The sequence below is a fragment of the Bacillus sp. CH30_1T genome, assembly GCF_008364765.1.
GTDB lineage: Bacteria > Bacillota > Bacilli > Bacillales > Bacillaceae_B > Rossellomorea.
In genome coordinates this window covers 39380-60833 of sequence record NZ_VTUY01000001.1, presented here as the reverse complement: position 1 = coordinate 60833, position 21454 = coordinate 39380, and the positions used below count along the sequence as shown (strand labels likewise).

At 35.9% G+C, this 21454-nt stretch carries 17 protein-coding genes; 10 read left to right on the top strand and 7 right to left on the bottom strand.

Going from position 1 to position 21454, the window contains the following annotated elements; genetic code table 11:
- Nucleotides 1-31: 31 nt before the first annotated feature.
- Together vanY and F0342_RS00285 are read left to right on the top strand one after the other, a co-directional pair.
- The gene (gene vanY, locus F0342_RS00290; RefSeq protein ID WP_149154075.1) at nt 32-910 is read left to right on the top strand and encodes a VanY-A/VanY-F/VanY-M family D-Ala-D-Ala carboxypeptidase; all 879 of its coding nucleotides are present in this window, start codon (nt 32-34) and stop codon (nt 908-910) included.
- 76 nt (nt 911-986) lie between these two features.
- Entirely contained in the window at nt 987-1643 is a 657-nt protein-coding gene (locus tag F0342_RS00285) for a VanZ family protein (protein WP_149154074.1), read from the top strand.
- A gap of 483 nt (nt 1644-2126) precedes the next feature.
- Here the strand turns inward: F0342_RS00285 and F0342_RS00275 are convergent, their stop codons facing one another.
- Nucleotides 2127-2996, bottom strand: a complete 870-nt coding sequence (locus tag F0342_RS00275) for a nuclease-related domain-containing protein (RefSeq protein ID WP_149154072.1) — start codon at nt 2994-2996, stop codon at nt 2127-2129.
- A 1186-nt stretch (nt 2997-4182) separates the two neighbouring features.
- Here F0342_RS00275 and F0342_RS00270 point away from each other — a divergent pair.
- The 3 genes from F0342_RS00270 to F0342_RS00260 all read left to right on the top strand — a co-directional run bounded on the left by F0342_RS00270 (nt 4183) and on the right by F0342_RS00260 (nt 5476).
- On the top strand, nt 4183-4542 hold the full coding sequence (locus tag F0342_RS00270) for an ArsR/SmtB family transcription factor (protein WP_149154071.1): 360 nt from the start codon (nt 4183-4185) through the stop codon (nt 4540-4542).
- Nucleotides 4539-4796, top strand: coding sequence for a hypothetical protein (locus F0342_RS00265; RefSeq protein ID WP_149154070.1), 258 nt, complete (start codon nt 4539-4541; stop codon nt 4794-4796). The genes F0342_RS00270 and F0342_RS00265 overlap by 4 nt, the downstream gene beginning before the upstream one ends.
- Before the next feature lie 71 nt (nt 4797-4867).
- The gene (locus tag F0342_RS00260) at nt 4868-5476 is read left to right on the top strand and encodes a DUF2269 family protein (protein WP_223145687.1); all 609 of its coding nucleotides are present in this window, start codon (nt 4868-4870) and stop codon (nt 5474-5476) included.
- A gap of 206 nt (nt 5477-5682) precedes the next feature.
- Here F0342_RS00260 and mleCBF read toward each other — a convergent pair whose 3' ends face one another.
- Nucleotides 5683-6525, bottom strand: a complete 843-nt coding sequence (mleCBF, locus tag F0342_RS00255; protein WP_149154069.1) for a CBF family alpha/beta fold macrolide esterase — start codon at nt 6523-6525, stop codon at nt 5683-5685.
- Nucleotides 6526-7139: 614 nt separating this feature from the next.
- On the opposite strand from mleCBF, the gene F0342_RS00250 reads away from it, so the two are divergent.
- The 4 genes from F0342_RS00250 to F0342_RS00230 all read left to right on the top strand — a co-directional run bounded on the left by F0342_RS00250 (nt 7140) and on the right by F0342_RS00230 (nt 10457).
- On the top strand, nt 7140-8132 hold the full coding sequence (locus F0342_RS00250; RefSeq protein WP_149154068.1) for a zinc-dependent alcohol dehydrogenase family protein: 993 nt from the start codon (nt 7140-7142) through the stop codon (nt 8130-8132).
- A gap of 271 nt (nt 8133-8403) precedes the next feature.
- Nucleotides 8404-9321, top strand: coding sequence for a VOC family protein (locus F0342_RS00240; protein WP_149154067.1), 918 nt, complete (start codon nt 8404-8406; stop codon nt 9319-9321).
- Between the two features lie 284 nt (nt 9322-9605).
- Nucleotides 9606-10211: a GNAT family N-acetyltransferase gene (locus F0342_RS00235; protein WP_149154066.1), complete on the top strand. Its 606-nt coding sequence runs from the start codon at nt 9606-9608 to the stop codon at nt 10209-10211.
- Between the two features lie 27 nt (nt 10212-10238).
- Nucleotides 10239-10457, top strand: a complete 219-nt coding sequence (locus F0342_RS00230; RefSeq protein WP_188048338.1) for a nucleoside/nucleotide kinase family protein — start codon at nt 10239-10241, stop codon at nt 10455-10457.
- Between the two features lie 493 nt (nt 10458-10950).
- Here the strand turns inward: F0342_RS00230 and F0342_RS00225 are convergent, their stop codons facing one another.
- From F0342_RS00225 to F0342_RS00205, 5 genes are all read right to left on the bottom strand, one after another.
- Entirely contained in the window at nt 10951-11715 is a 765-nt protein-coding gene (locus tag F0342_RS00225) for an SDR family NAD(P)-dependent oxidoreductase (RefSeq protein WP_149154065.1), read from the bottom strand.
- A 36-nt stretch (nt 11716-11751) separates the two neighbouring features.
- A complete protein-coding gene (locus F0342_RS00220; protein ID WP_149154064.1) occupies nt 11752-12228 on the bottom strand; it encodes a 2,4'-dihydroxyacetophenone dioxygenase family protein in 477 nt (158 codons plus the stop codon).
- Between the two features lie 487 nt (nt 12229-12715).
- Complete coding sequence (locus tag F0342_RS00215) at nt 12716-15574, bottom strand: AfsR/SARP family transcriptional regulator (protein ID WP_149154063.1); 2859 nt, start codon at nt 15572-15574, stop codon at nt 12716-12718.
- 335 nt (nt 15575-15909) lie between these two features.
- On the bottom strand, nt 15910-17172 hold the full coding sequence (locus tag F0342_RS00210; protein WP_149154062.1) for an MFS transporter: 1263 nt from the start codon (nt 17170-17172) through the stop codon (nt 15910-15912).
- A gap of 144 nt (nt 17173-17316) precedes the next feature.
- Nucleotides 17317-19434 carry an arylsulfatase gene (locus F0342_RS00205; protein ID WP_188048337.1) on the bottom strand — a complete coding sequence of 706 codons (2118 nt, stop codon included), beginning with the start codon at nt 19432-19434 and terminating at the stop codon, nt 17317-17319.
- A gap of 259 nt (nt 19435-19693) precedes the next feature.
- Here F0342_RS00205 and F0342_RS00200 point away from each other — a divergent pair, with 259 nt between their 5' ends.
- The gene (locus F0342_RS00200) at nt 19694-21238 is read left to right on the top strand and encodes a fatty acid--CoA ligase family protein (protein ID WP_149154060.1); all 1545 of its coding nucleotides are present in this window, start codon (nt 19694-19696) and stop codon (nt 21236-21238) included.
- Nucleotides 21239-21454 lie beyond the last annotated feature (216 nt).

Genomic DNA, 21454 nt, shown 5'->3' with positions numbered 1-21454 from the left:
AAGCAAATAAGATTAAGGAGGAAACTGATTAATGAAGAAGTGGGGCTTTTTATTATTATTATTATTTTGCCTAGGGTTAACTTTCGTAAATATGGAACCTCTTTCTGAACCAAAAGTAAAAATACAACACTATGATCAACCTAAAATTGATATAGCAGAGGGTGTAAGAGTTAATAGAGATATCAAAAAAATTGAAATTTCAGAAGACCAAATCTATCAAGGAGATCTGCTTTTGGTCAATAGTGAATATCCTGTTCACCAAGAGAGTATTAAATCGGATATTGTCAATTTATCTGCAAACTATGAATTGGCACAAGGTTACGTGTTGTTAGGCAGTGACATTCATTTGTCAGAGGATGTTGCAAATAAATTCTCAGAGATGGTTGCAGCTGCTGAAAAAGATGGCCTTCAATATTTCGCCATTACAAGCGGCTTTCGAGACTTTGGTGAGCAAAGTGTCCTTTATCAAGATATGGGTTCTGCCTATGCCTTGCCACCTGGCTATAGTGAACACAATCTGGGCTTATCCCTTGATGTAGGATCTACTCAAATGAAGATGGCTGATGCACCAGAAGGAAAGTGGATAGAAGAAAACGCTTGGAAATACGGGTTCATTTTACGTTATCCAGAGGATAAAACGGACATAACAGGAATTCAATATGAACCATGGCACATCCGCTATGTTGGTTTCCCTCATAGCGCGATTATGAAAGAAAAGAACTTCGTTTTAGAAGAATATATGGCATACCTAAAAGAAAAAAAAACCATTTCTTCTAGTTTAAATGGGGAAAACTATGAGATTTCTTATTATCCTGTTACTAAAAATACGACCATACATGTGCCTGCCAATCATCGTTATGAGATATCGGGTAACAATATCGATGGTGTGATTGTGACGGTGTTTCCCTAATAAGCACGCATGAAACTAAAGGGAAGGTGAGGATGCGGAATGAAACTAACGAAATTGATGAAAGGCATTATGGTACATGACTAAAAAAACAGCACTTATTCTGACAACTATTCTTTTTCTTCCTTTTCTGTGCGCCTATCTATGGTTTTATGGGGGCTTTGGGCGCTATTTGCTCAGGCTCATGTTTGGAATGGCTGCTTTTGATAGTATCTGGCCAGCCACGGCTCTCTATCTTTTGACCAGTCTTTTTTTTGTGGCTAATATTTATCAGCTTTGCCGTGGGCGCTTTTACAAATGGTTTGTTTGGTTGGAAGGCATCATGTATTTTCTAAGTAGCATGATTTTTATTCTTTTCAAGACTTACGGTGATGGCATTACCGGGGTTAATCTGCAGTGGCAGGCGGTCTTCTGGAATAATACTATAAAAACTTTGGCCAATATCCTGATTTTTCTTCCTATTGGTTGGATGCTTTATCTGCTGTTGCGAGGTTTCTGGCGGACAATGTTCGCGGGATTGGCTTTGGTCCTGCTGATTGAGTCCTCTCAATATGTTTTTCGCCTAGGTATCACGGATGTTGTGGATGTGATGACTAACATGACGGGGATTTTGGTAGGTTTTCTGACCTTTGCATTAATCCGACACTTTGGCGTCAAATTTTATGACAGAGGGATTTATTGGGCTTTTAGACGACAAGGTTACAGGCAAGACAAAGAGGCTGGGACAAAAGTGTGATAGTCAAGTAAAACCCGAACTAATTTGTTCAATGTACATTTAGATTTTAGCGCTTTCCAGCGGTTGATTGGAGTGAAAGACGAAGACTCCTGCGGGAAGAGTAGCTTATGTGAGACCCCGCAGGCTTGCCGAGGAGGCTCACGGGCTACCCGCGGAAAGCGTAGTCTTGCACGGAAATCATTAGCGGTATTAAGATCCTACACTGAAATTGTTCGTCTTGATGTCGTGGTTTTTTGTTTTGTCTCAGCCTTTTTAGTTTAAGTCTTCGTAGTAGGCTAACTTGGCCATGTCGATGTAAAGGGTCGTCCAGAATTTGACGAAACCAAAGCTTGGACAAATGACAAGAAAGTAGAGGAATCAATATCAGATACTGACTTGAAGAACGCTCAAGATATAGTTAATAAACTAACTGATAAAGATGTATCAAATGAAAATTGTAGCTTTGCAAAAACGGTTAAACTTTTGATTGGTATTACATATCTATTAATTAATATGATTAGCGCTTTCGATAAGATGCTTTATATTATTAAGCTGAAAAGCTCCATATATTCTTTTTTGGGAAGTAAGTTCATTTATAAAAAACTGTTGTAATTGCTCACTATTTGTAAACCTCTTAACTATGCTGTTATCCGACCAATCGTGTAGCTCTTTTTCATCGTGATTAAAGAATACCAAGAGATTTACCCACGTTTCAATATCTTGACTTTTTAAATAATTTGATAGGATGACAGCTGTCTGTTGAACTTGACTTATAGGATTTTCATAAGTATTTAAAGTTAATGCTCCCGACTCATCTTTATCAAATATAAGCGATTCCTCTTTTTCACTGTCTAATAAATCTGCTAAAAAAGAAAATTTGCGGCTGCCCCCTCTTGTCAATCCCATTACTATGTGGCCTTTCCAATTTATTGTTTCTATTACATATATACCGGTCGATAAAAGTACAAGGTGATCGATCTGCCGGCTATTACCGTTTATTTCTGGTATAAAAATGTTCGGCATAATAATCATTTCATCTGGTGATATGATTTGATTACTAATTAGATCCGATTTGAAATTTTCTAGTATTTGATGGGTGATGATTTCCCCTTGGTTTCTATAATTTTTCCGTATATCTTCATTCTCAATCATCAACATTTCTATTTTTCGTTTGTAGGTTTCGGACAAACGAATAACCTTCTCATCGAATTTGGCTGCTGACGTTTCCATAGAAGCTTTTTGTAATTCTTTAATAGCCGCTAACTCTTCGTAATGGTTGTTTCTCATTTCTTTTTGTTTAGCCTTTTCCTTTTTTACTTTATAAGCTAACCAAGCGACAGAAACAGCAAGTAAAGTAGAAATTAACCAGGTCATTTATTTTCTCCTTAATTTTAATTTTTTGGTCCATCAACGAATTGAGGTGCTGGAAACATCGCATTGGTGTATATCTCTTTTATGGTGAATTCTGATTCCCAGTATAAGCCGTTAGATATATGTATGCCTTACAGTCTATACAAAACTTAAATTCTATTATAGGACAAAATTTTTCAATTTTGGAAGATTAGACGGAATTTTCTTAAAATAGATGAAAAGTCGTATGAAGTAAGACTTGATTAGTAGATGAGTGAGAAATGCGGACAATTTTCTTAATTTCGTTTCTGATCCTGACAAGTAATTAAACGATTGTATTCCGTGATGATCTAGAATTTCACGCCGTACGCGTCGTCCAACACTTATAAAACAACAATCTTTGCGAAAACCTAAAAAAAAAGGCTCTTTTTGTATAGTTTGTTGCTATTGTAGAGGAGAATGTAATAGTTGATTTCCGCTCCAGGATGCTCGCTTTCCGCGGGGCTGGCGGTGAGCCTCCTCGGCTTCGCCTCCGGGGTCTCACCTGTCCAGCTATTTCCCGCAGGAGTCGAGCATCCTGCAGCGAGAATCAACTTTCTGAGCATGTATCCTTAATGGATATCAATAATAACAAGAATTTTGCAAACAATCTCATTTAAGGTAAGTAGAGATTGATTTTCCTTTTAAGGAAGAAGAAATATTTTTTCTAGTTACATTGTTTTCTTGCACACCTTGAAGCTCTGTCAAGAAAATTCTGTTAAAGATGGTGAGGGGAACTGCGCAGACTCCTGCGGAAGTACGGGCGTGCCGAGACCCCGGAAGCGAAGCTGAGGAGGCTCGGCCGAACGTCCGCGGAAAGCGGAGCAGTTCCCCTCACCATCCAGCATAAACTGGTTGACAGAGCCCTGGCAGATTCTATGCTAGAAAACAACAATCTTTGCGAAAAGAGCCAAAAAAAAAGACAAATTAAAAAAGTCGATTCCTTATGGTCCAGGGAGTCGGCTTTTAAAATTATCTGTCCGATGTTTTAAAGGAGTAAATAGTTGGGATAAACAATCAATTCTATATTGACAATAAATATACATGTGTAATATATTTATTACAGGTACACGTGTAAGAAATATATTACACGTGTCTGTACCTTAATAATCTTTGTTCAGGACTGGAACTTTTGATGAAGGAGGGAATGGGATATTCATGCCTTATACTTATGGATGAAAATAAAGAATTGTCATCATTATTACCTTCTGGAGATGATTTTATTAAAATGCTGGAGGCTTTGTCTAACCCACATCGGTTACAGATCATCGCTCTATTGCAGGGCAGACGGATCTATGTCAGCCAGCTTGCACGTGAGATGGAAATGAGTCGTCCATTGCTTTATATGCACCTCAAACGCCTGGAGAATGCTGGGTTAGTCGCAAGCAATTTAGAGTTATCAGAGGATGGAAAGGCAATGAATTATTACGAAATCACACCATTTTATTTGCAGATAACTCCAGAAAACATAGCCGAAGTTACAAAAACATTAACCATTAAAAAATCTAAAAGTGAGGGGAAAAGAAAATGACCATGGATTATGCAGGAATGCTATTTGCCTTTGGAATGATTTTATTATTTACTGTGGTAGGAGTCGTTATCGTAACACAATTTTTCAAGAATTCACGGGCAAAGTCAATGAATAGTCGTGAAATCGCCAGAGATGAGGAATATCGCAAGCTTGCTGAAGAATCTATCTTGGTACAAAAGAAAATGTCCGAAGATTTAACTGACCTCCGTGAACGTGTAGCTTCTATGGAAAAAATGATTCGAGAAGTAGAATGAATCGAAGAATCTAAATCATCTATTTAATGTAGCTGGTTACATGATCTTTTTTAATTACAGGAGGAACATAATTGAGATTGTTTTTTGATTTATTAGTGATTCTTGTCATTCTATTATCCATCGTTGGAGTACTAACATGGTTTGGGAAGAGAAAATCGAAAAAGTTAAGTATGAAGAGGAAAAATGGGTGGCTCATCGCTCATATCATCTCGGTAATTATATATTTCAGCGGCATGTTCGGCACGCTCCTATTAGCACTTTCTACAACCTTTATAACAGACCAAGATCTTATCTATGCTGCACACTTATTTATCCAATTTTTTGATTGGTTTTTAATTATTCCTGGTGCGTTTACTTCTCTTATTACAGGAGTTTGGTTAGCTGTACGAACCCATTGGGGAATGACGAAGCATTATTGGGTGATGGCGAAATGGATCGGAAATATTGTAGCGATAACGTTTGGTGGCAATTTTATGAGAATGTGGATACATGATAATTTTAAACCAATATTCTCGAGTTCACTTCATCCTTTACAAAACCCTCTATATCTTGAAAATCGAGAAATGTTATTTATAGGAACAGCGATCAGTTTTTCAATCTTGCTTTTCTTGGCTGTCATTTCATATTTAAAACCATGGGGAAGAAGGAAAGATCAGAACAAGACAAAATTACAAAGTTAACAACCTTTTGCTTCCTAATAAAGGATTGTGCACATGACATGGCATAATTCAACAAGACCAGTTACTAAGTTATTCAATTTCCAGGCGCTTATCTGTAACAAAGAAAAGTGTCTTTCTTAAATAGGGCGAGATAGTAAAGTGAAGAAAGCCCAATATCTCGTTATACACTGAGAAATTGGGCTTTTAATTAATATAGGGGTAACCATTTATCGCGAACTATGATTTATTACTGAATCGATAATTTGATTCCAGTCTTCACTATGAATCTCATGCCCTGATCCATCAAGAGTCACTAGTTCAGCATGGGGAATGGATTTCATAAGAGCGAGACCATGCTCGTATGGTAGAGCTGGATCTTCTGTGCCATGAATAATGAGCACTGGTACTCTGATTTCCCCCATCCTATCGTAGTACTCGCCTCCGCCTTGCAGCATAGCATGATTAAATCTGCTCGATAGCTGTTTGGCACGATCTGCTTCTCTTTCCGCAAGTCTATATATTCTTTCCTGCTCAAAAGGTTTGGAACCAGCTAAAGTTTTCCATCCATCCGCAAGATAGGGAATGACGGCCTCCCGGTTCGACCAATCTATGGAAGCACTTTTCGCATGGTGATCCAGTATGCTCTGATCCATTGGAGGCAATTTTTCCATCTCAGTCCCAAACACACTTGATGCTATAAGCGTAAGCGTAAATATGCGTTCCGGATATCTTAGGGCAAGAATCTGGCCAATCATACCACCCAAAGACATACCGACGATATGAGCCTGCGCTATGGAATATGCATCCAGGACTCCAACCGCATCGTCAGCCATGTCCGTTATTGTATAGTTGGAAGTACCAGGCTCATAAATCGTCGATCGTCCCAGATCCCGATGATCGTACCGAATAACAAACCTTCCTTGATCAGCGATGTGGAGACAGAAGTCCTCATCCCACCAGTCTAATGAAGACATCGCACCCATGATTAATAGCACAGCAGGGTCCTTAGGATTTCCAAAACTTTCAGTACATATCTCTACATTATTTATTTTCAGTATCTGTTCACTCATGTTTTTTACCTCCGTATTATTTATTATCTAAATCGCCGTTCTTAGGCGCAGAAACAATAAACTCTTTCCGGAGCATGATTGGCCTGCACCTTTAATTATCGCAGTCGAACCCACTTGATAATCATGACGAGGCCTCCTTTTAAATGTAATTTAACAAGGGATTCATCCCTATATTTATTAATATATCATAGGGGATTCACCTCTTATACCAAAATTTTCTTGCGTTTTTTTAAATCTCATATCCTGCTATACAACTATTTCTTTTCATTTTTAGGTGATTGAAAAGAAATGTTTAACCGCGAGTACCTATAGAACTAAGATATTGTAACATCATGGGCGCATAAGTACTTTAACAACAATTATTTCACTCATCATTTATTTAGGATTAACTAATTTAATGATTTACTTTGATGTCTTTAAGTTGGTAAGTAAATCAGAATCTTTATAACTGTATAATTGAGATGCTTTAAGGTTCCTTTCAAGGGGGCTAATTTAAGCTCATCAGTTGTCCCATTAACATGCTATTAAATTGAATAAGCTTTTGGATTACGCGGTAGTTATTTTAAGTGTTATAGTAAAAATATATCTGATATAGATTAAGGGGACATATAGTTTTGGATGCAAAATGTATTAAATACTACGAGTTCGGTAGCCCGAAAAATGTGTTAAAAGTTGAAAATAAAAGCATAAATCCACCTAAAGATAGAGAAGTCCTTGTTCGAATGTTAGCACGACCTATTAACCATTCTGACTTAATACCGATTAGAGGAGCATATTCACATCGAATATCTTTACCGAATATTCCTGGTTATGAAGGAGTGGGGATTGTAGAAGAAGTTGGTCCTTTAGTTTCAAAACATCTTCTTGGGAAACGTGTTTTACCTTTACGTGGTGAAGGTACTTGGCAAGAATTTGTTATATCCCCAGCAGATTTTACCGTTGCTATACCTGATTCGATTGATGATTTTACGGCATCACAAATGTATATCAATCGACTTACAGCGTGGGTGACTTGTACAGAAATTTTAGAATTAAGACCGAATGATGTTTTGTTGGTTAATGCGTGCGGTTCTTCTATCGGGCGTATTTATGCTCAATTATCCAAGATATTAGGTTTTCGATTAATAGCAGTCACTAGAAATAATAAATATACTGAGGAATTGCTTCATCTTGGTGCATCTGATGTCATCGATACATCTAAAAAACCACTATTTGAAACGGTTATGGAGTTAACTAATGGAATGGGTGCTGATTCTGCTATTGATTCTGTTGGAGGTTCATCAGGGAACGAATTGGCTTTTTGTGTACACTCTAATGGTCATTTTTTAACCATCGGCCTATTATCTGGGATACAAGTGAATTGGGCAGATATTGTAAATAAAGCAAAAGTTAATGCAAATATGTTTCATTTACGGAATTGGAATAAAAATGTCTCAGTAAATAAATGGAAAGAATCATTCAGTCGTCTAATAAGCCTAATTGAAAGAAAAGAGTTACGTTTAATGAGGGTAGATTTAACGGATGACTTGCAGAATGTTAAAAATGCTATCGATGTTGTTGAATTTTCTAAAGAGACCAAAGGGAAAGTATTATTAACAAGCTATTGAATTAATTCTTCCTTAATTAACGGGAGCGTTTATCGAATACGCGTCTTTTCATTTACCGGGCCATATTCTTGTATAAGAGAAGGAAATATTAGAAAGTGAATCGAAGTTCTTAGTAAGAAGATTGTTGGAAATGGAGTCACGACTGCTTTACTCAAAAGAAATGGATTACTAGTAATTTCAGAAGAACAGTTTTCGAATAATCCCAGTTGAGGAATATTAGTCGCATTATTGCCGCATCATAATTATCTGGAAATTACGAGGAGGAATAACAGTGTTAAAAACCAATCAAAAAATCGTTCCGCATTTATGGTATGAAAAGGAAGCAAAACAAGCAGCTGAGTTCTACGCTTCGATATTCCCGGACTCAAAAATTACGGATGTGACAACGATCCACGACACACCTTCAGGCGACTCCGATATTGTCTCCTTTGAGCTTTGGGGGCAGAAGTTCATGGCAATCAGTGCAGGACCTTTGTACAAGTTCAATCCATCGGCGTCTTTCATTGTGAATTTTGACCCATCGCGAGAAAAGGACGCGGAAGAGAAAATAAATGAGGTCTGGAACAAATTGTCCGAAGGCGGCACAGCGTTAATGCCATTTGATAAGTATCCTTTCAGTGAGAAGTATGGATGGATTCAAGATAAGTATGGTTTGTCCTGGCAGTTGATCCTTACCAATCCAGAAGGGGAAGAGCGACCTACAATAATGCCATCATTAATGTTTGTCGGGAATAAATGCGGCAACGCGGAAGAGGCGATTAATTTTTATTTATCAGTATTTGAGAACGCAAAGCAGGGACTTATCGCCCGTTACCCTGAAGGCATGGAACCAGACAAAGAAGGAACAATCATGTTTTCTGATTTTATGCTTGAAAATCAGTGGTTTACCGCAATGGATAGCGCGCATGAGCACAAATTCGGTTTTAACGAGGCACTCTCATTTATGGTGTACTGCGACACACAAGAAGAGATTGATTACTACTGGGAAAAGCTTTCTGCGGTTCCTGAAGCCGAGCAATGCGGCTGGCTGAAAGATAAGTATGGCGTATCTTGGCAGGTTGTGCCGAGTGAGATGGATGAGCTGCTTAGCAAGGGCACACCGGAGCAACTTGAGAGAGTAACGAAGGCATTTCTTACTATGAAAAAATTTGATCTAGGGGAATTACAGAGAGCATACGAGGGAAAATGAGGCGAAATGCACAAATGAAACTAATTTCCCTGGATTAATGATAATTTTACATCAGAATATTATTGACTATCAGGCGCTTATCCAGCACAAGGAAGCGCCTTTTTAATGGTATTAAGAAGGGTTTGTACTAATAAAATAGAAAATAATAGTAGTTTAATTAAAATAAAGGATAATCAAATAGATCGTTATGTCAATGAGAGAACCAATCAATGCTCTATATGCTTCAAAGATTTGAGTTCTTAAAAACCGACCTGAAACAATCACAAAGAATAGAGGGATAACCTATGAATATTATTCGTGCAAGTGAAGCAGAAAGAAATATAAGAAATGAGATGAGTACAATCTTTGTAGACGGCTTCTATCAATGGCTGAATTATTTTTCAAAAGATAAGGCTAAACTTTACAAGACATTTGCCCATATGTTTAATGAAGAGGTCTTCTATACGGCTTTAGTTGACGATCATATTGCGGCTATAGCGGCCTGCACTACAAACAATATACCTTCTGTAAGATTGAAATATAGTGAATTTAGAAAGCATCTTGGCTTATTCATGGGTAGTATTGCTTATGTTATTCTCAAAAATGAATTTGAGAAAAAGCAATATCCCTTTCAAATTTCTGAAAATATGGGTGCAATAGAGTTTGTGGCAACGTCGGTAAATCATAGAGGACAGGGTATGGCAACTGAACTGCTAAAATCGATAATTAGTTCAACTTCATACCACGAATATGTCTTAGAGGTAGCAGATACCAACTTAAGTGCTATCAAGCTTTATGAAAAACTGGGTTTTGCTGAGTTCATGCGTATACCTCAAAAGCACAGTGAAAAAAGTGGTGTCAATGATCTTGTCTATATGAAGCATGTGAAGGTGAAGGAAGTTGAGGTCTAAAAGTCTATCCTCTGATGTGATAGCCAAATGGACGAGCCAAAAAATCTTGATGTTGTATATTTGCTGGCAAGAAAAAGAGGTGCTAAACGGGAAGAACGGGCTTTTGGAAGCTATGAAGAAGCCGAAAAAATGTTCATTAAAAGATATCATGCAGCTTCGAAACTCTATTTTGATCAACATTCACCTCAATTGAAGGCGGATGTAGTCATTAACAATAATAATATAAATAATCCAGATTTTGTTTAGAAAAAAACCTTTTCTTCTATCGCTACAGGAGGTGTTAGCTGAAGAAGAGGTTCATGTAGGTTGGTAATATGAAAATTTTTACAAAAAAAGGGGTCGGTCGTCTGAACCGAGCCCTAAAATGAGATTCACTTGGAAAGAAAGAAACACTTAGGATATTTCCTAACACCATCTTATGCTTTCTCTAATTGTTTGCTTGTGTGTTTGCGGATATAGACCGATACTACGTAACAACTGCAAATTTAAGAACTAAAATGTTGTATCTTTAGTTCTTATATGAAATTTCACTTGTAACAATGGTGAATTAGAAGAATGATATTTGTATCAAATCATCTTTTGTAACTGTTTATAATAAAACAAGAAATACAATAAAGCCTTAATATAAGATTAATACTAACTACAGTACTATAGAAATTGATACAGAGTTATAAAGTTTCCTAAAATAATATAAGTAACCCCATTTAGAAATAGTACAAATGGGGTTATGTAAAACGTTTTATACTTGTTGACTACAGCTTGTCCAAATCCCATGACTTATTCCGGAGGTTAAGCCTCCATCGATGACATAGGATTGTCCAGTGATAAAAGATGCTTCATCAGAGCATAAGAAATGTACAAGTGCTGCAACCTCTTCAGCTTTCCCAAACCTACCAAGAGGTGTAATAACGTTATTAACAGCGCGCTGAGAAGAAGCATTTTCTTGTTGAATCATCGGAGTTTCAATGGTACCAGGACAAATACAGTTCACTCGTACATTTAGAGGTGCCATTTCTAATGCCGCGGTCTTTGTCAATCCAATCACTGCATATTTAGATGCAACATAAGGTCCATATGTTAGAACACCTTGTAATCCAGCAACAGAGGCTGAGTTGATAATAACTCCACCATGTTGCAAATATTTTGCGGAATGCTTTATTCCAAACATTACCCCTAATGTGTTAATGGAAAATGCTTTTTCAAAAACAGATGAATCTTCCTCTGCCATTACTTTTCCACCTGACCCGATACCTGCATTATTAAATAATATGTCTATTTTCCCGAACTTTCGATACGTAGTTTCGATTAGTTCTTGAACCTGCTTTTCGATAGATACATCCGTTGGAATAAAAGTTGCACCTATTTGTTCAGCAATATCTGAACTATCGTTGATATCTCCAATGACAACAGTTGCTCCAGCTTCTACAAATCTTTTTGCAGTAGCTAGACCAATACCTGATCCACCACCTGTTATAATGGCGACTTTTCCTTGTAAAGAAAACATACTGTTCCCTCCTAAAAAATAATACGAACTATTAGGTTAAAATTGGGTTACATCTACAGGTACAGTCCCGGTTGTCTGGCAATATTGTTGGTACATATTAATTGCTGCTTCGGCATTTAAAATATAAAGTGTTTGACCTTGTTCATCTAGGATTTCTAAAGCACCGTCAATGATTACAAACGTAACAACTTCACCGAATTCTGGATAATTTATGGGAGTATGAGTTGAACAGGCTGGTTCATATACTACGTCTCCAGGTCCGGAAATCCAATTGTCTTCTTTATATCCCCATTTTCCACTTACTGTATATACAATTACCGTACCATGATGTCTATGTGAAGGAACTGGTGAGCCATCAGCAGGATATCTAACTAGAACGACAAATTGTCCAGTAATGGGATTAACTTTACAAACCTTCATCTCCATAGAACCCATGCCTGTTGGAATCCATGGCAGTGAATCTGAATTTACATAATTTGCGTCAAGTACATTGTTCTTAGTAACCTTTGTCATTTTCTTCTCTCCTTTGAATGATTTTGACCACTTTACATGGCATTACAGTTATAGTAAACATTGAATCTTACTGACTTCTTACAGAAAATTGTTTATTTTCAAAATAATCAACGTTGTATATTAAGGAGCTTACAAATAAAAAAGCGAGAGGCTGGGACAAAAGTTTTTTAGCCTAAGTCAAACCCAAACAAACCTGCTTCTAAGTGTGCAGATTTGTTCGGGTTTATTATTTATTTTCGAAATTTGATTTTAGCTGTTTCCAGCGGTTGATTGGAGTGCAAGACGAAGACTCCTGCGGGAAGAGTAGCTTATGTGAGACCCCGCAGGCTTGCCGAGGAGGCTCACGGGCTACCCGCGGAAAGCGTAGTCTTGCACGGAAATCATTAGCGGTATGAATAACCTACACTTCTATTGTTCGTCTTTTTATCGTAGTTTTTTAGTTTTGTCCCAGCCTCTCGTCAAATAAAACAATGATTCCATAATTGTTTTATACAGAAAAAGAATAGTGAGAGAAGAGGTTATTCAATTTCGAGCGGACATCTATCCCGAGCTCATTTTCAACAAATTTTATGTTTCTAGCTGCCACATTTTTTGCTTGTAGGAATAAATGGTTATTAAGCAATTTTTTTATATATTCAATATATAATTGTTCTTGATAAGGATCCTCAAGTAATATTTTCTCGTAGTATTCAATCCCTTTTTCATTATCTGAAGATTCCCAATGAAAATCAGCAATTTTTCTCAATAAGTGAATATATTCTGTTCTGAGTTTTTCTCGTTCTTGCTCCAAAAAGGGCTCATATGGATACTCTTCGAAAAAATGTCCCTTATACAACTTTTCGGCAGAGAGGAGGGTTCTCATTTGTATGGATTGATTAGAGAGGTTATCACTAACTAGCAGCTCTTGAAAATGATCGACATCTAAATAAAGGTTTTTATGATTAAAAATATAGTGGTTATCTATTTGACTAATATATTTTGAATCTTTACCAGATTGCAATTTCGGTTCTAATGATTTTCTTAATATGGATAAGGCAACATAAAAATGATTATTTATAGTGTCAATTGAACTTTCAGGAAATATATTATCTAATAAAATATCTTTTTGTATTTTTTTTCCCCTGTTTACAATCAATAATTTAAGAAGTTGCAAACTTGCTTTTCGTTTAATATGCACTGGTTTTCCATCATAAATAATGTTGAATTTGCCAAATACATTTATGGATAAAGATGATTTACATTTGGATACAGGATCATTTATTATGATTTTCCGTGTGAATTCCTTTCTTTGATTTTTGAAATTGGAGTAATTTTTTTCATTACTAATGGAAATCAATTCTTTTCTTTTTTCACTAGCTTTCTTCAAATCACCTTGTAGTTCAAAAAGATGAATTTGATTATCAATCGTTAAACAGCGGTAATATGAAAAATATTCAAAGGAAGTGTATGCTTTATTTAAATAATATTCTGCTTTTTTTAAGTTATTTGTAGTTAATAGACTTTGACCTAATTGGAGGTAGGATCCACCTAGATCAAGGTCATTGCCAAATTTCTCAGCTTTTTCAACACCTATATTTGCTGTAGATATTGCTCTGGAATAATCCTTCTTTAAGAGTAATAATCTACTCAAAGAATAGTAGTAATAAACGCTTCTGGCATCATCCTCTTTAGTGCTGTCCAGCAAGACTTTCATTTGTTTTAATAATTGGTCCGCATTCTCCATTTGATTTTGAAAGATTGAGATTTCAGCAACCTTCCATAAAGCATATATTTGACAGTGAATAATTTGAAACTTTTCAGATGAAAATAATCCGTCTTTTGCATACTTTTCAGCTTCTAATTGATTTCCTAAGCATAATGATATTTCGGAAAGACCTAATAGATTCAAAATGGTAATAACGTTGATACTCCTGCCCTCACTGTATTCCAATGATGATTGAAAAAGGCTTTTCGCTTGATCAAATTCTCCTTTTTGCCGATAAATAGAAGCTAAAAAATAATAAAGGTGACATAATTGATGATGATTGTTTGTATTTTCTAAAACAGTTATATATTTTTCAATTGGTGCTACAAGTTGGTCCAAAATGGATAATGGGATTGAACGAAAGAGAAACACAGTGTCAAAAGGTATAGAGTAATGTGAATAGGTATAAGCACTTTCTAACCAATTAGAGATAAGAACAAAAAATTGGTCCGGATTATATCTTTTCTCAAGCATTCTAATTAATCGTGTGGCTTTGTAGTAGTTTTTCCCAGAAACAAAGTGTGCAAAGGATGAAAAAAATTGGGACTTATTTTTATACACTTCGGCTAACTTAAGATGATACTCTTCGATAGGTAAATGAGACTCATTAAGTGAATTTATTAATTCCTCATACAAAAAAGTTCGAAATAATGGATGATAACGAATTGACCTTTGTTCATCCACATATACAAATAAATTCCAATTCATCAGATATGCAACATACTCTTTTGCATTATTAATATCAAGGTACAAATTTATTGTTGATTCGTCTAAATCATTAAGAAGAGAAGTTTGGTACATGAAATTTTTCAATTCTGGTGTAAGGGTTTTCATTAGTTCGGAATGAAAATAGTTTCTTATTTCTTCTGTTAAGGAAAAGTTTGCTATCAAATTCTTCCTTTCTTCTTCTGACAAATTCACTATGGATTGAAGGATTAGTTGAATGCCAGTAATCCAACCTTTTGTATGGTGTTGAATCATGTTAAGCTCAAAATCCGTTAATTGAATACCGTGTTGAGTTCTAATGAATTCATCTGTTTCTTTGATAGTGAAAGCTAACTGGTCTTTAGAAATTTCAATATGCTTTCGACGTACTTTTAACTTAACCGGAATTGCATTTGGTTGAGTGTGTCCAATGAAAAAGAACGTAACTGAAGGGGAAGAATATTGTAACAGTTCTGTTAGAAGAGTTTGAACCTCCATATTTTGTTCTAGAATATGGTAATTGTCCAATACAATAAATAATGGATCTACTCTATTTGAAATAGTAGATAAAAAAGAGTGGAATTCTTCTTCAAATTCTTTAACATCTGATTGAGAAGAATGCACTTGGTTGTCGGTGATTTTCAATAAACCTCTGTGTAAATAACTAAGAAAATTAAGAGGGGATTGATCAGTTTCATCTAGAGTGTACCAAACTGTAGGGGTGTTTTTCTCTTTAACAAACTCTGAAATCAGAGTAGTTTTTCCATAACCAGCACCTGCAGCAATAGAAAAAAATGAATAATGAATATGCATATCAAGAAAAGTGTGTAAACGCTTGCGCGAATAAAAAGAAGAGTTAATGGGTACTGACAATTTATGTTCAAATATTCTTGTCATTTATTTTGCAGTTCCTTTCTATTCAAGTCTAATTGACCTGATTAAAAGGATTATATAAATTAAAGTAATCCATTTATCAGGCGAGAGACTTTAGGATGAAAAAACACGCATTATATTAAATTATAATTTTTTTCTGATTATTCAGCAAGGTCTCATTCGATTTTGATGAAATTGGATTGTTGGAACCTAGTTAGGGTGAAGAGAGGGGTATTTATTATTCGATTTTAGAGTGTAACTATTAATTAGAAAAAATCACTCCATTAGAAATGGGTGATTTTTTCATGAAGAACTATTCAAATTCCTTCATCCTAATCGATAAAGAAATGTTGATTTTTTTATTTTGCATCTGAAAGCATATCCATCTTTATCGTTGGTGAGAATGATGTGTCTGGTCTTGCAAAAATTGAAAATAGAGATGCACTAATCATTAAAAGGAATGCAGTGCATAGAATGGTATAATTGAAACCAAGTAAGTCATTATTTCCGGCAGACTGTATAAGAAAACCACAAATGAGAGGACCAATGATTCCTGATAGATTCTGGAAGCTGGTTCCTATGCTTACCATCAGTCCGCGTCGTTTAGGAAGTAAGCTTATCATAATGACTGGGCCAACATTAAGAAGGGTAGTAGTCAATCCCATTGACAAACCTATAATACCTATCACCAGTACAGGGTTCTGAGTGAAAATTAAAGAAAATAGTAGAAATGCACTGATAATTTGAAGGGAAGCCGAAAACAGTACACGTGATTTTCGAATATTGTTCGATTTTTTAAATAAAAAATCAGACCATGAAGAAGCGCTAACCGTCACAATCATGTTAATGATCCCTATTATAAGAATCGCTACACCCATTTCTGTCTCGGATAAGTGGACGACTTTAACCATGTATGCTGGTAACCATACCATGATCCAAACTACTAACCAAAAACTTGAAAATAGTGCGAATAACGTAAAAATCAATGTTGGAGATAATAAAATTTGTTTAAATTCTTTCCATTCAAATGGACCAAGTTCTTCTTCGCTTTCAGTCGATTCGATTTTTTCAGTAGCTTTTTCTTTCATAATCAACCAAAATAGGAACAAAATTAAGCTTACTACACCAAGTAGAACAAAAGTTATTCTCCACCCAAACGATTGGTTTAATTGAACTAATACAGGTGTCATGATCAAGGCACCAATTATCCCACCAGCATTACAAATCGATATGGCCATTGCACGTGATGATGGAGGGAAGTATCTACTAATATGACTAATGGCTACTGGGCCGAATGGTCCTTCAAAAACTCCTAATAATAATCGATAGAGTAAGAGAAAAGGAAAACTCATGATGAAATAAGTACCGAACTGTAATATCGTCCAAGCAAAAAGGAGAATTCCAATCATTTTTTTTGTCCCAATTTTATCCGACCATGCCCCACCAATTATTCCTGAGAAAGCAAAGAACCAAAAGAAAATACTGCCTAAAAGACCATATTGAACGTATGAAAGGTTAAAATCCTCAATAATGTGAAGCGAGGCAACACTTGTCCCGTTTTTATCTGCAAAGTTAATAATAGTAGCAAAGAGTAATAAAACGATTATAATCCAGCGATTCATAGAAAACACTTCCTCATTATTTGTGTTTTTCCGATTACTTAAAGCTTCCTGCAACAAATACTCAAAGAATTAACTGCTGATTAATAACGATAGTGGCCCTTAGAAGTTCTAGCAAAAGATTACCTCAGTTAAGTCATTAAGACGTTAATCATTTTGTATACTAAATTGAATCTTTTCTATGTTTCCTGAAAAAGCGAAGTCTCCTTTATCTGCATAGCTTTCACTAACAGGTAAATAGGCATCCCTACCTACGTCCAATCCTTCTAAAGCAATCATAAAAGGTAATGTCTTATCCATTTTTATTACACCGACCGATTCATCATTAATGAATAGCTCGCCTATACCTTGTAGAAGTCCAGTTTTCAAAAAATTAAATTGTACTGTGGACTTCCCAGAAGGTACTTTAATAGATGATTGGATTTTGTAAACATTTCCAACATAATTATATTCATAGAATAGATAGTTATTTTGAATATAAAGAGTATAACCACTGTATTGATTTCCATGTGCAAGTAATACGCCTTCTCCTGTTTCAAGTCTCTCAATGGGCACTTTTATGGTATAGGATCGATTATAAATTGGTGGAGTAGCAAGATTATGGCCCATTCCAGGATAGTAGGTAAATTCATTTCGCGATCGCACTTTATCATCTGGTGAAACATATGCAAACAGCTCAATCGTTTTATCAATTAGTGGAAGGGCATGATATTTTTCGGCCTCACGTTCCCATATTTGTTGTAACTCAAGTAACTTTTGAGGGAACTCTGTGGAAAGATCATGGTTCTGAGAAAAATCTTCTTCTGTATGAAATAAGCACCATGTATCTTCTTCAAATGGGGTTCCTTTTGTATGGAATGAGATAGCTTTCCATCCGTCATGCCATATAGCACGCTGGGCTCCCATTAAAAAATATTGAGTTTCCCGTTTCGTTTTTACTTTCGGATTTTCAAAGGTATATTGCATACTAGTTCCATGTAACGGGATTTGCTTAACACCTTTAATTTCTTCAGGAACTTGAATCCCTGCTATATCAAGAACCGTTGGAGTTACATCAATGACATGGTGAAATTGCTCACGGATTGATCCAGAATCTTGAATGATTTGTGGGTAATGAAATATTAAGGGGACATGGATACCGCCATCAAAGGTTGTCTGTTTATACATCTTAAATGGGGTATTACTAACTTGTGCCCAACCACGCGGGTAGTTTGGCTGTGAATCAGGTCCGCCAATATCATCAATACGATCAAATAGACTTTCAGAAGAGGTTGGGATGCCGTTAAAGTATGAGGTCTGTTCAATAATTCCATTAAACTCGCCCTCTTGACTAGCACCGTTATCTGAAAGAAATACAATCATCGTATTATCTAATTTTCCAATCGTTTTTAGGAAGGTAATCAATCTTCCAATCTGTTCATCTGTGTGAGTGAGAAAACCAGCGTATGTCTCTTGAAATCTTTCGAAAAGCCGTTTTTCATCCGAAGTAAGAGTTTCCCAATCTTTCACTCCTGGATTGCGTTCCGAAAGGGTTGTGTCTGGTGGACAGATCCCTAATTGTATTTGTTTCGCAAGTCTGTCTTTCCTAATTTGGTCCCATCCGGCTGAATATGTTCCTTTATATTGATCAATATATTTTTGCGGAACCTGGTGTGGGGAATGCTGGGCACCAAATGCAAAATAAAGAAAGAAAGGTTTATCAGGAAAAATGGATGCGTGATCAGAGATAAAATTCATTCCATGATCGACTAAGTCTTCTGAAAGATGATAGTCATCTGTTTTTGATGCTTCAATAAAATGATTATCATAGACCAAGCTTGGCGTGTATTGATCAGTCATGCCTTCTAAGAATCCATAATACCGGTCAAAACCTTTACCTAATGGCCAATTGTCAAATGGTCCAGCAGGTGTTTCTTCGTACATTGGGGTTAAGTGCCATTTTCCGATTGCATATGTACTATAATCATTTTCTTTAAGAATCTCAGCTATTGTTCCTGCTGCTGGACTAATCTTTCCACGGGAACTTGGTACCTCCGGGCCAAGATCGAAATTAGAAAGCAGGCCCATACCAACCGAGTGATTATTCCTCCCCGTTAATAAACTGGCTCTAGTTGGTGAACAAAGAGGGGTCACATGGAAATTGGTATAGCTCAATCCATTTTGAGCCAAACTATCAAGATTTGGAGTGCTTATTTCAGATCCATAGCATCCTAAATCTGAATAGCCCATGTCGTCAAGTACAATATAAACAATATTAGGTTTCATCATGATCACTCCTAAAAATAAGAAATATTTTGTAATTTCATTTTAGAAATCATATCTTACTAGATTCTTACTGATTTTTTATTATTCTAAAAATTCAATTGATTATATTGTTGTAATGCATGTCTAACTTTATCAGTGAATTTTAATAAGGAAGGTTTTTAGTAAGAAATCAGTAATAATCCCCTAATACAATAAAAATTAGTCAAGCTCATCTTTTGTAATATGGGTGAGGAGAAAATCATTTATAGGGGGATTATATATGAATTTACTTAGTGCTTTGAAAGAAACAGTAAGATTATGTGGAGATCATTCTGCTTACGTTTTTCAGGGAGAAAAAACGTCATATAAGGAATATTTTGAGTTAGTTACAGAGTTTGCTAGTGGATTAAATCAAATGGGTGTGAAAAAAGGAGACCATGTAGCTTTAGTTTTAGGGAATTCTCCAGAATTCATGATCGGATTGTACGGAGCATTAAAAGCAGGAGCAACTGTCATACCCATAAACCCAAATTTCACTCCAGATGAGATTACTTATATCATTCAAAATGGGGATGTTAAAGCGATCATTTGTCTCGATTCTCTCGTTCCATTATTGAAGAAAATAGAACAAAACTTGTCTTATGTAAATAACATCATTGTGTGCCCAACATCCGAAGAACGATTATCTGTCAGCTCATTTGAACTGAAAATGAAAACGTTTCTTGATGTATTGGATGCTGGATTGAATGAGTCCCCAGATATTTCAATTAATGACGACGATACAGCTGTTATTCTTTACACTTCTGGTACCACCGGGAAGCCAAAGGGGGCCATGCTTACTCATTACAATTTATATAGTAATGCACGTGATGTAGTTTCATTCTTGCAATATTCAAAGAATGATAAGGTGATAGGGTGTCTCCCGATGTTTCATGTTTTCTGTTTGACCGTTGTCATTAATGCCTCGTTAGTATGCGGATCAACCATCCTTATATCAACCAAATTTAATCCACAAGAAGTATTCCAAATATCAAATCAGTATGGAGCTACAGTCTTTGCAGGAGTTCCAACTATGTACAATTTTTTACTTCATTTTGAAAAAGGGAATCCATTGGACTTTAAGAATATGCGCCTTTGTGTATCAGGAGGAGCTTCAATGCCACTTTCATTATTGGAAAAATTTGAGGGAAAGTTCAATGTGAAAATATCTGAGGGATATGGTCTATCAGAAGCATCACCAGTAACTTGTTTTAATCCACTTCATCGACCTAGAAAAGCAGGCTCTATTGGCACTACTATAATGAATGTTGAAAGTAAGGTAGTAAACAAATTTGGAGAAGAGGTTCCAGTAGGAGAAATAGGCGAGCTTATCATTAAAGGACCTAATGTTATGAAAGGGTATTATAAAATGCCGGATGAAACGAAAATCGCTATACGTGGAGGCTGGTTATATACTGGTGATTTAGCAAGAATGGATAATGAAGGCTATTTCTACATAGTAGACCGGATTAAAGACCTGATAATTGTCGGTGGTTACAACGTGTATCCACGAGAGGTTGAGGAAGTCCTATACAAACATTCAGATATTGTAGAAGCAGTAGTAATTGGGGAGCATGACGAAACATTTGGCGAAGTGGTAAAAGCTTTTGTAGTTGCAAAAAAATCCAATCTCTCACAAGAAGAGCTCCTGATGTATTGTAAAGAACATTTAGTAAAATATAAAATACCAAAAAACATAGAATTTTTAGAAGAACTACCGAAGAATTCTACTGGTAAAATAGTAAGACGAGTTTTAAGAAAACCGATTATATCGAGAAACAATTGAAATTAGTAACTTAGTGTAAGGCGGTTTTTGTAGTTTATATTTATCTTTAATCGATAGCTTTTATATTTAGTTACTAGGATTTAAAGTTCAATAAACGTGAGCAGGGTCAACAGTCTAAATATTATCAAGTCCTACGGCAATTGGGCACTTTTCTTTAACAAGAAGAGTGCCTTTTTTTATGATTTGTTCAATATTCTGGAGAAAGAAATGAAATTA

Coding starts and splice junctions, on each gene's coding strand:
- vanY (WP_149154075.1), top strand. CDS start 32: ATGAAGAAGTGGGGCTTTTTATTATTATTATTATTTTGCCTAGGGTTA.
- F0342_RS00285 (WP_149154074.1), top strand. CDS start 987: ATGACTAAAAAAACAGCACTTATTCTGACAACTATTCTTTTTCTTCCT.
- F0342_RS00275 (WP_149154072.1), bottom strand. CDS start 2,996: ATGACCTGGTTAATTTCTACTTTACTTGCTGTTTCTGTCGCTTGGTTA.
- F0342_RS00270 (WP_149154071.1), top strand. CDS start 4,183: ATGGATGAAAATAAAGAATTGTCATCATTATTACCTTCTGGAGATGAT.
- F0342_RS00265 (WP_149154070.1), top strand. CDS start 4,539: ATGACCATGGATTATGCAGGAATGCTATTTGCCTTTGGAATGATTTTA.
- mleCBF (WP_149154069.1), bottom strand. CDS start 6,525: ATGAGTGAACAGATACTGAAAATAAATAATGTAGAGATATGTACTGAA.
- F0342_RS00235 (WP_149154066.1), top strand. CDS start 9,606: ATGAATATTATTCGTGCAAGTGAAGCAGAAAGAAATATAAGAAATGAG.
- F0342_RS00230 (WP_188048338.1), top strand. CDS start 10,239: ATGGACGAGCCAAAAAATCTTGATGTTGTATATTTGCTGGCAAGAAAA.
- F0342_RS00225 (WP_149154065.1), bottom strand. CDS start 11,715: ATGTTTTCTTTACAAGGAAAAGTCGCCATTATAACAGGTGGTGGATCA.
- F0342_RS00220 (WP_149154064.1), bottom strand. CDS start 12,228: ATGACAAAGGTTACTAAGAACAATGTACTTGACGCAAATTATGTAAAT.
- F0342_RS00215 (WP_149154063.1), bottom strand. CDS start 15,574: ATGACAAGAATATTTGAACATAAATTGTCAGTACCCATTAACTCTTCT.
- F0342_RS00210 (WP_149154062.1), bottom strand. CDS start 17,172: ATGAATCGCTGGATTATAATCGTTTTATTACTCTTTGCTACTATTATT.
- F0342_RS00205 (WP_188048337.1), bottom strand. CDS start 19,434: ATGAAACCTAATATTGTTTATATTGTACTTGACGACATGGGCTATTCA.
- F0342_RS00200 (WP_149154060.1), top strand. CDS start 19,694: ATGAATTTACTTAGTGCTTTGAAAGAAACAGTAAGATTATGTGGAGAT.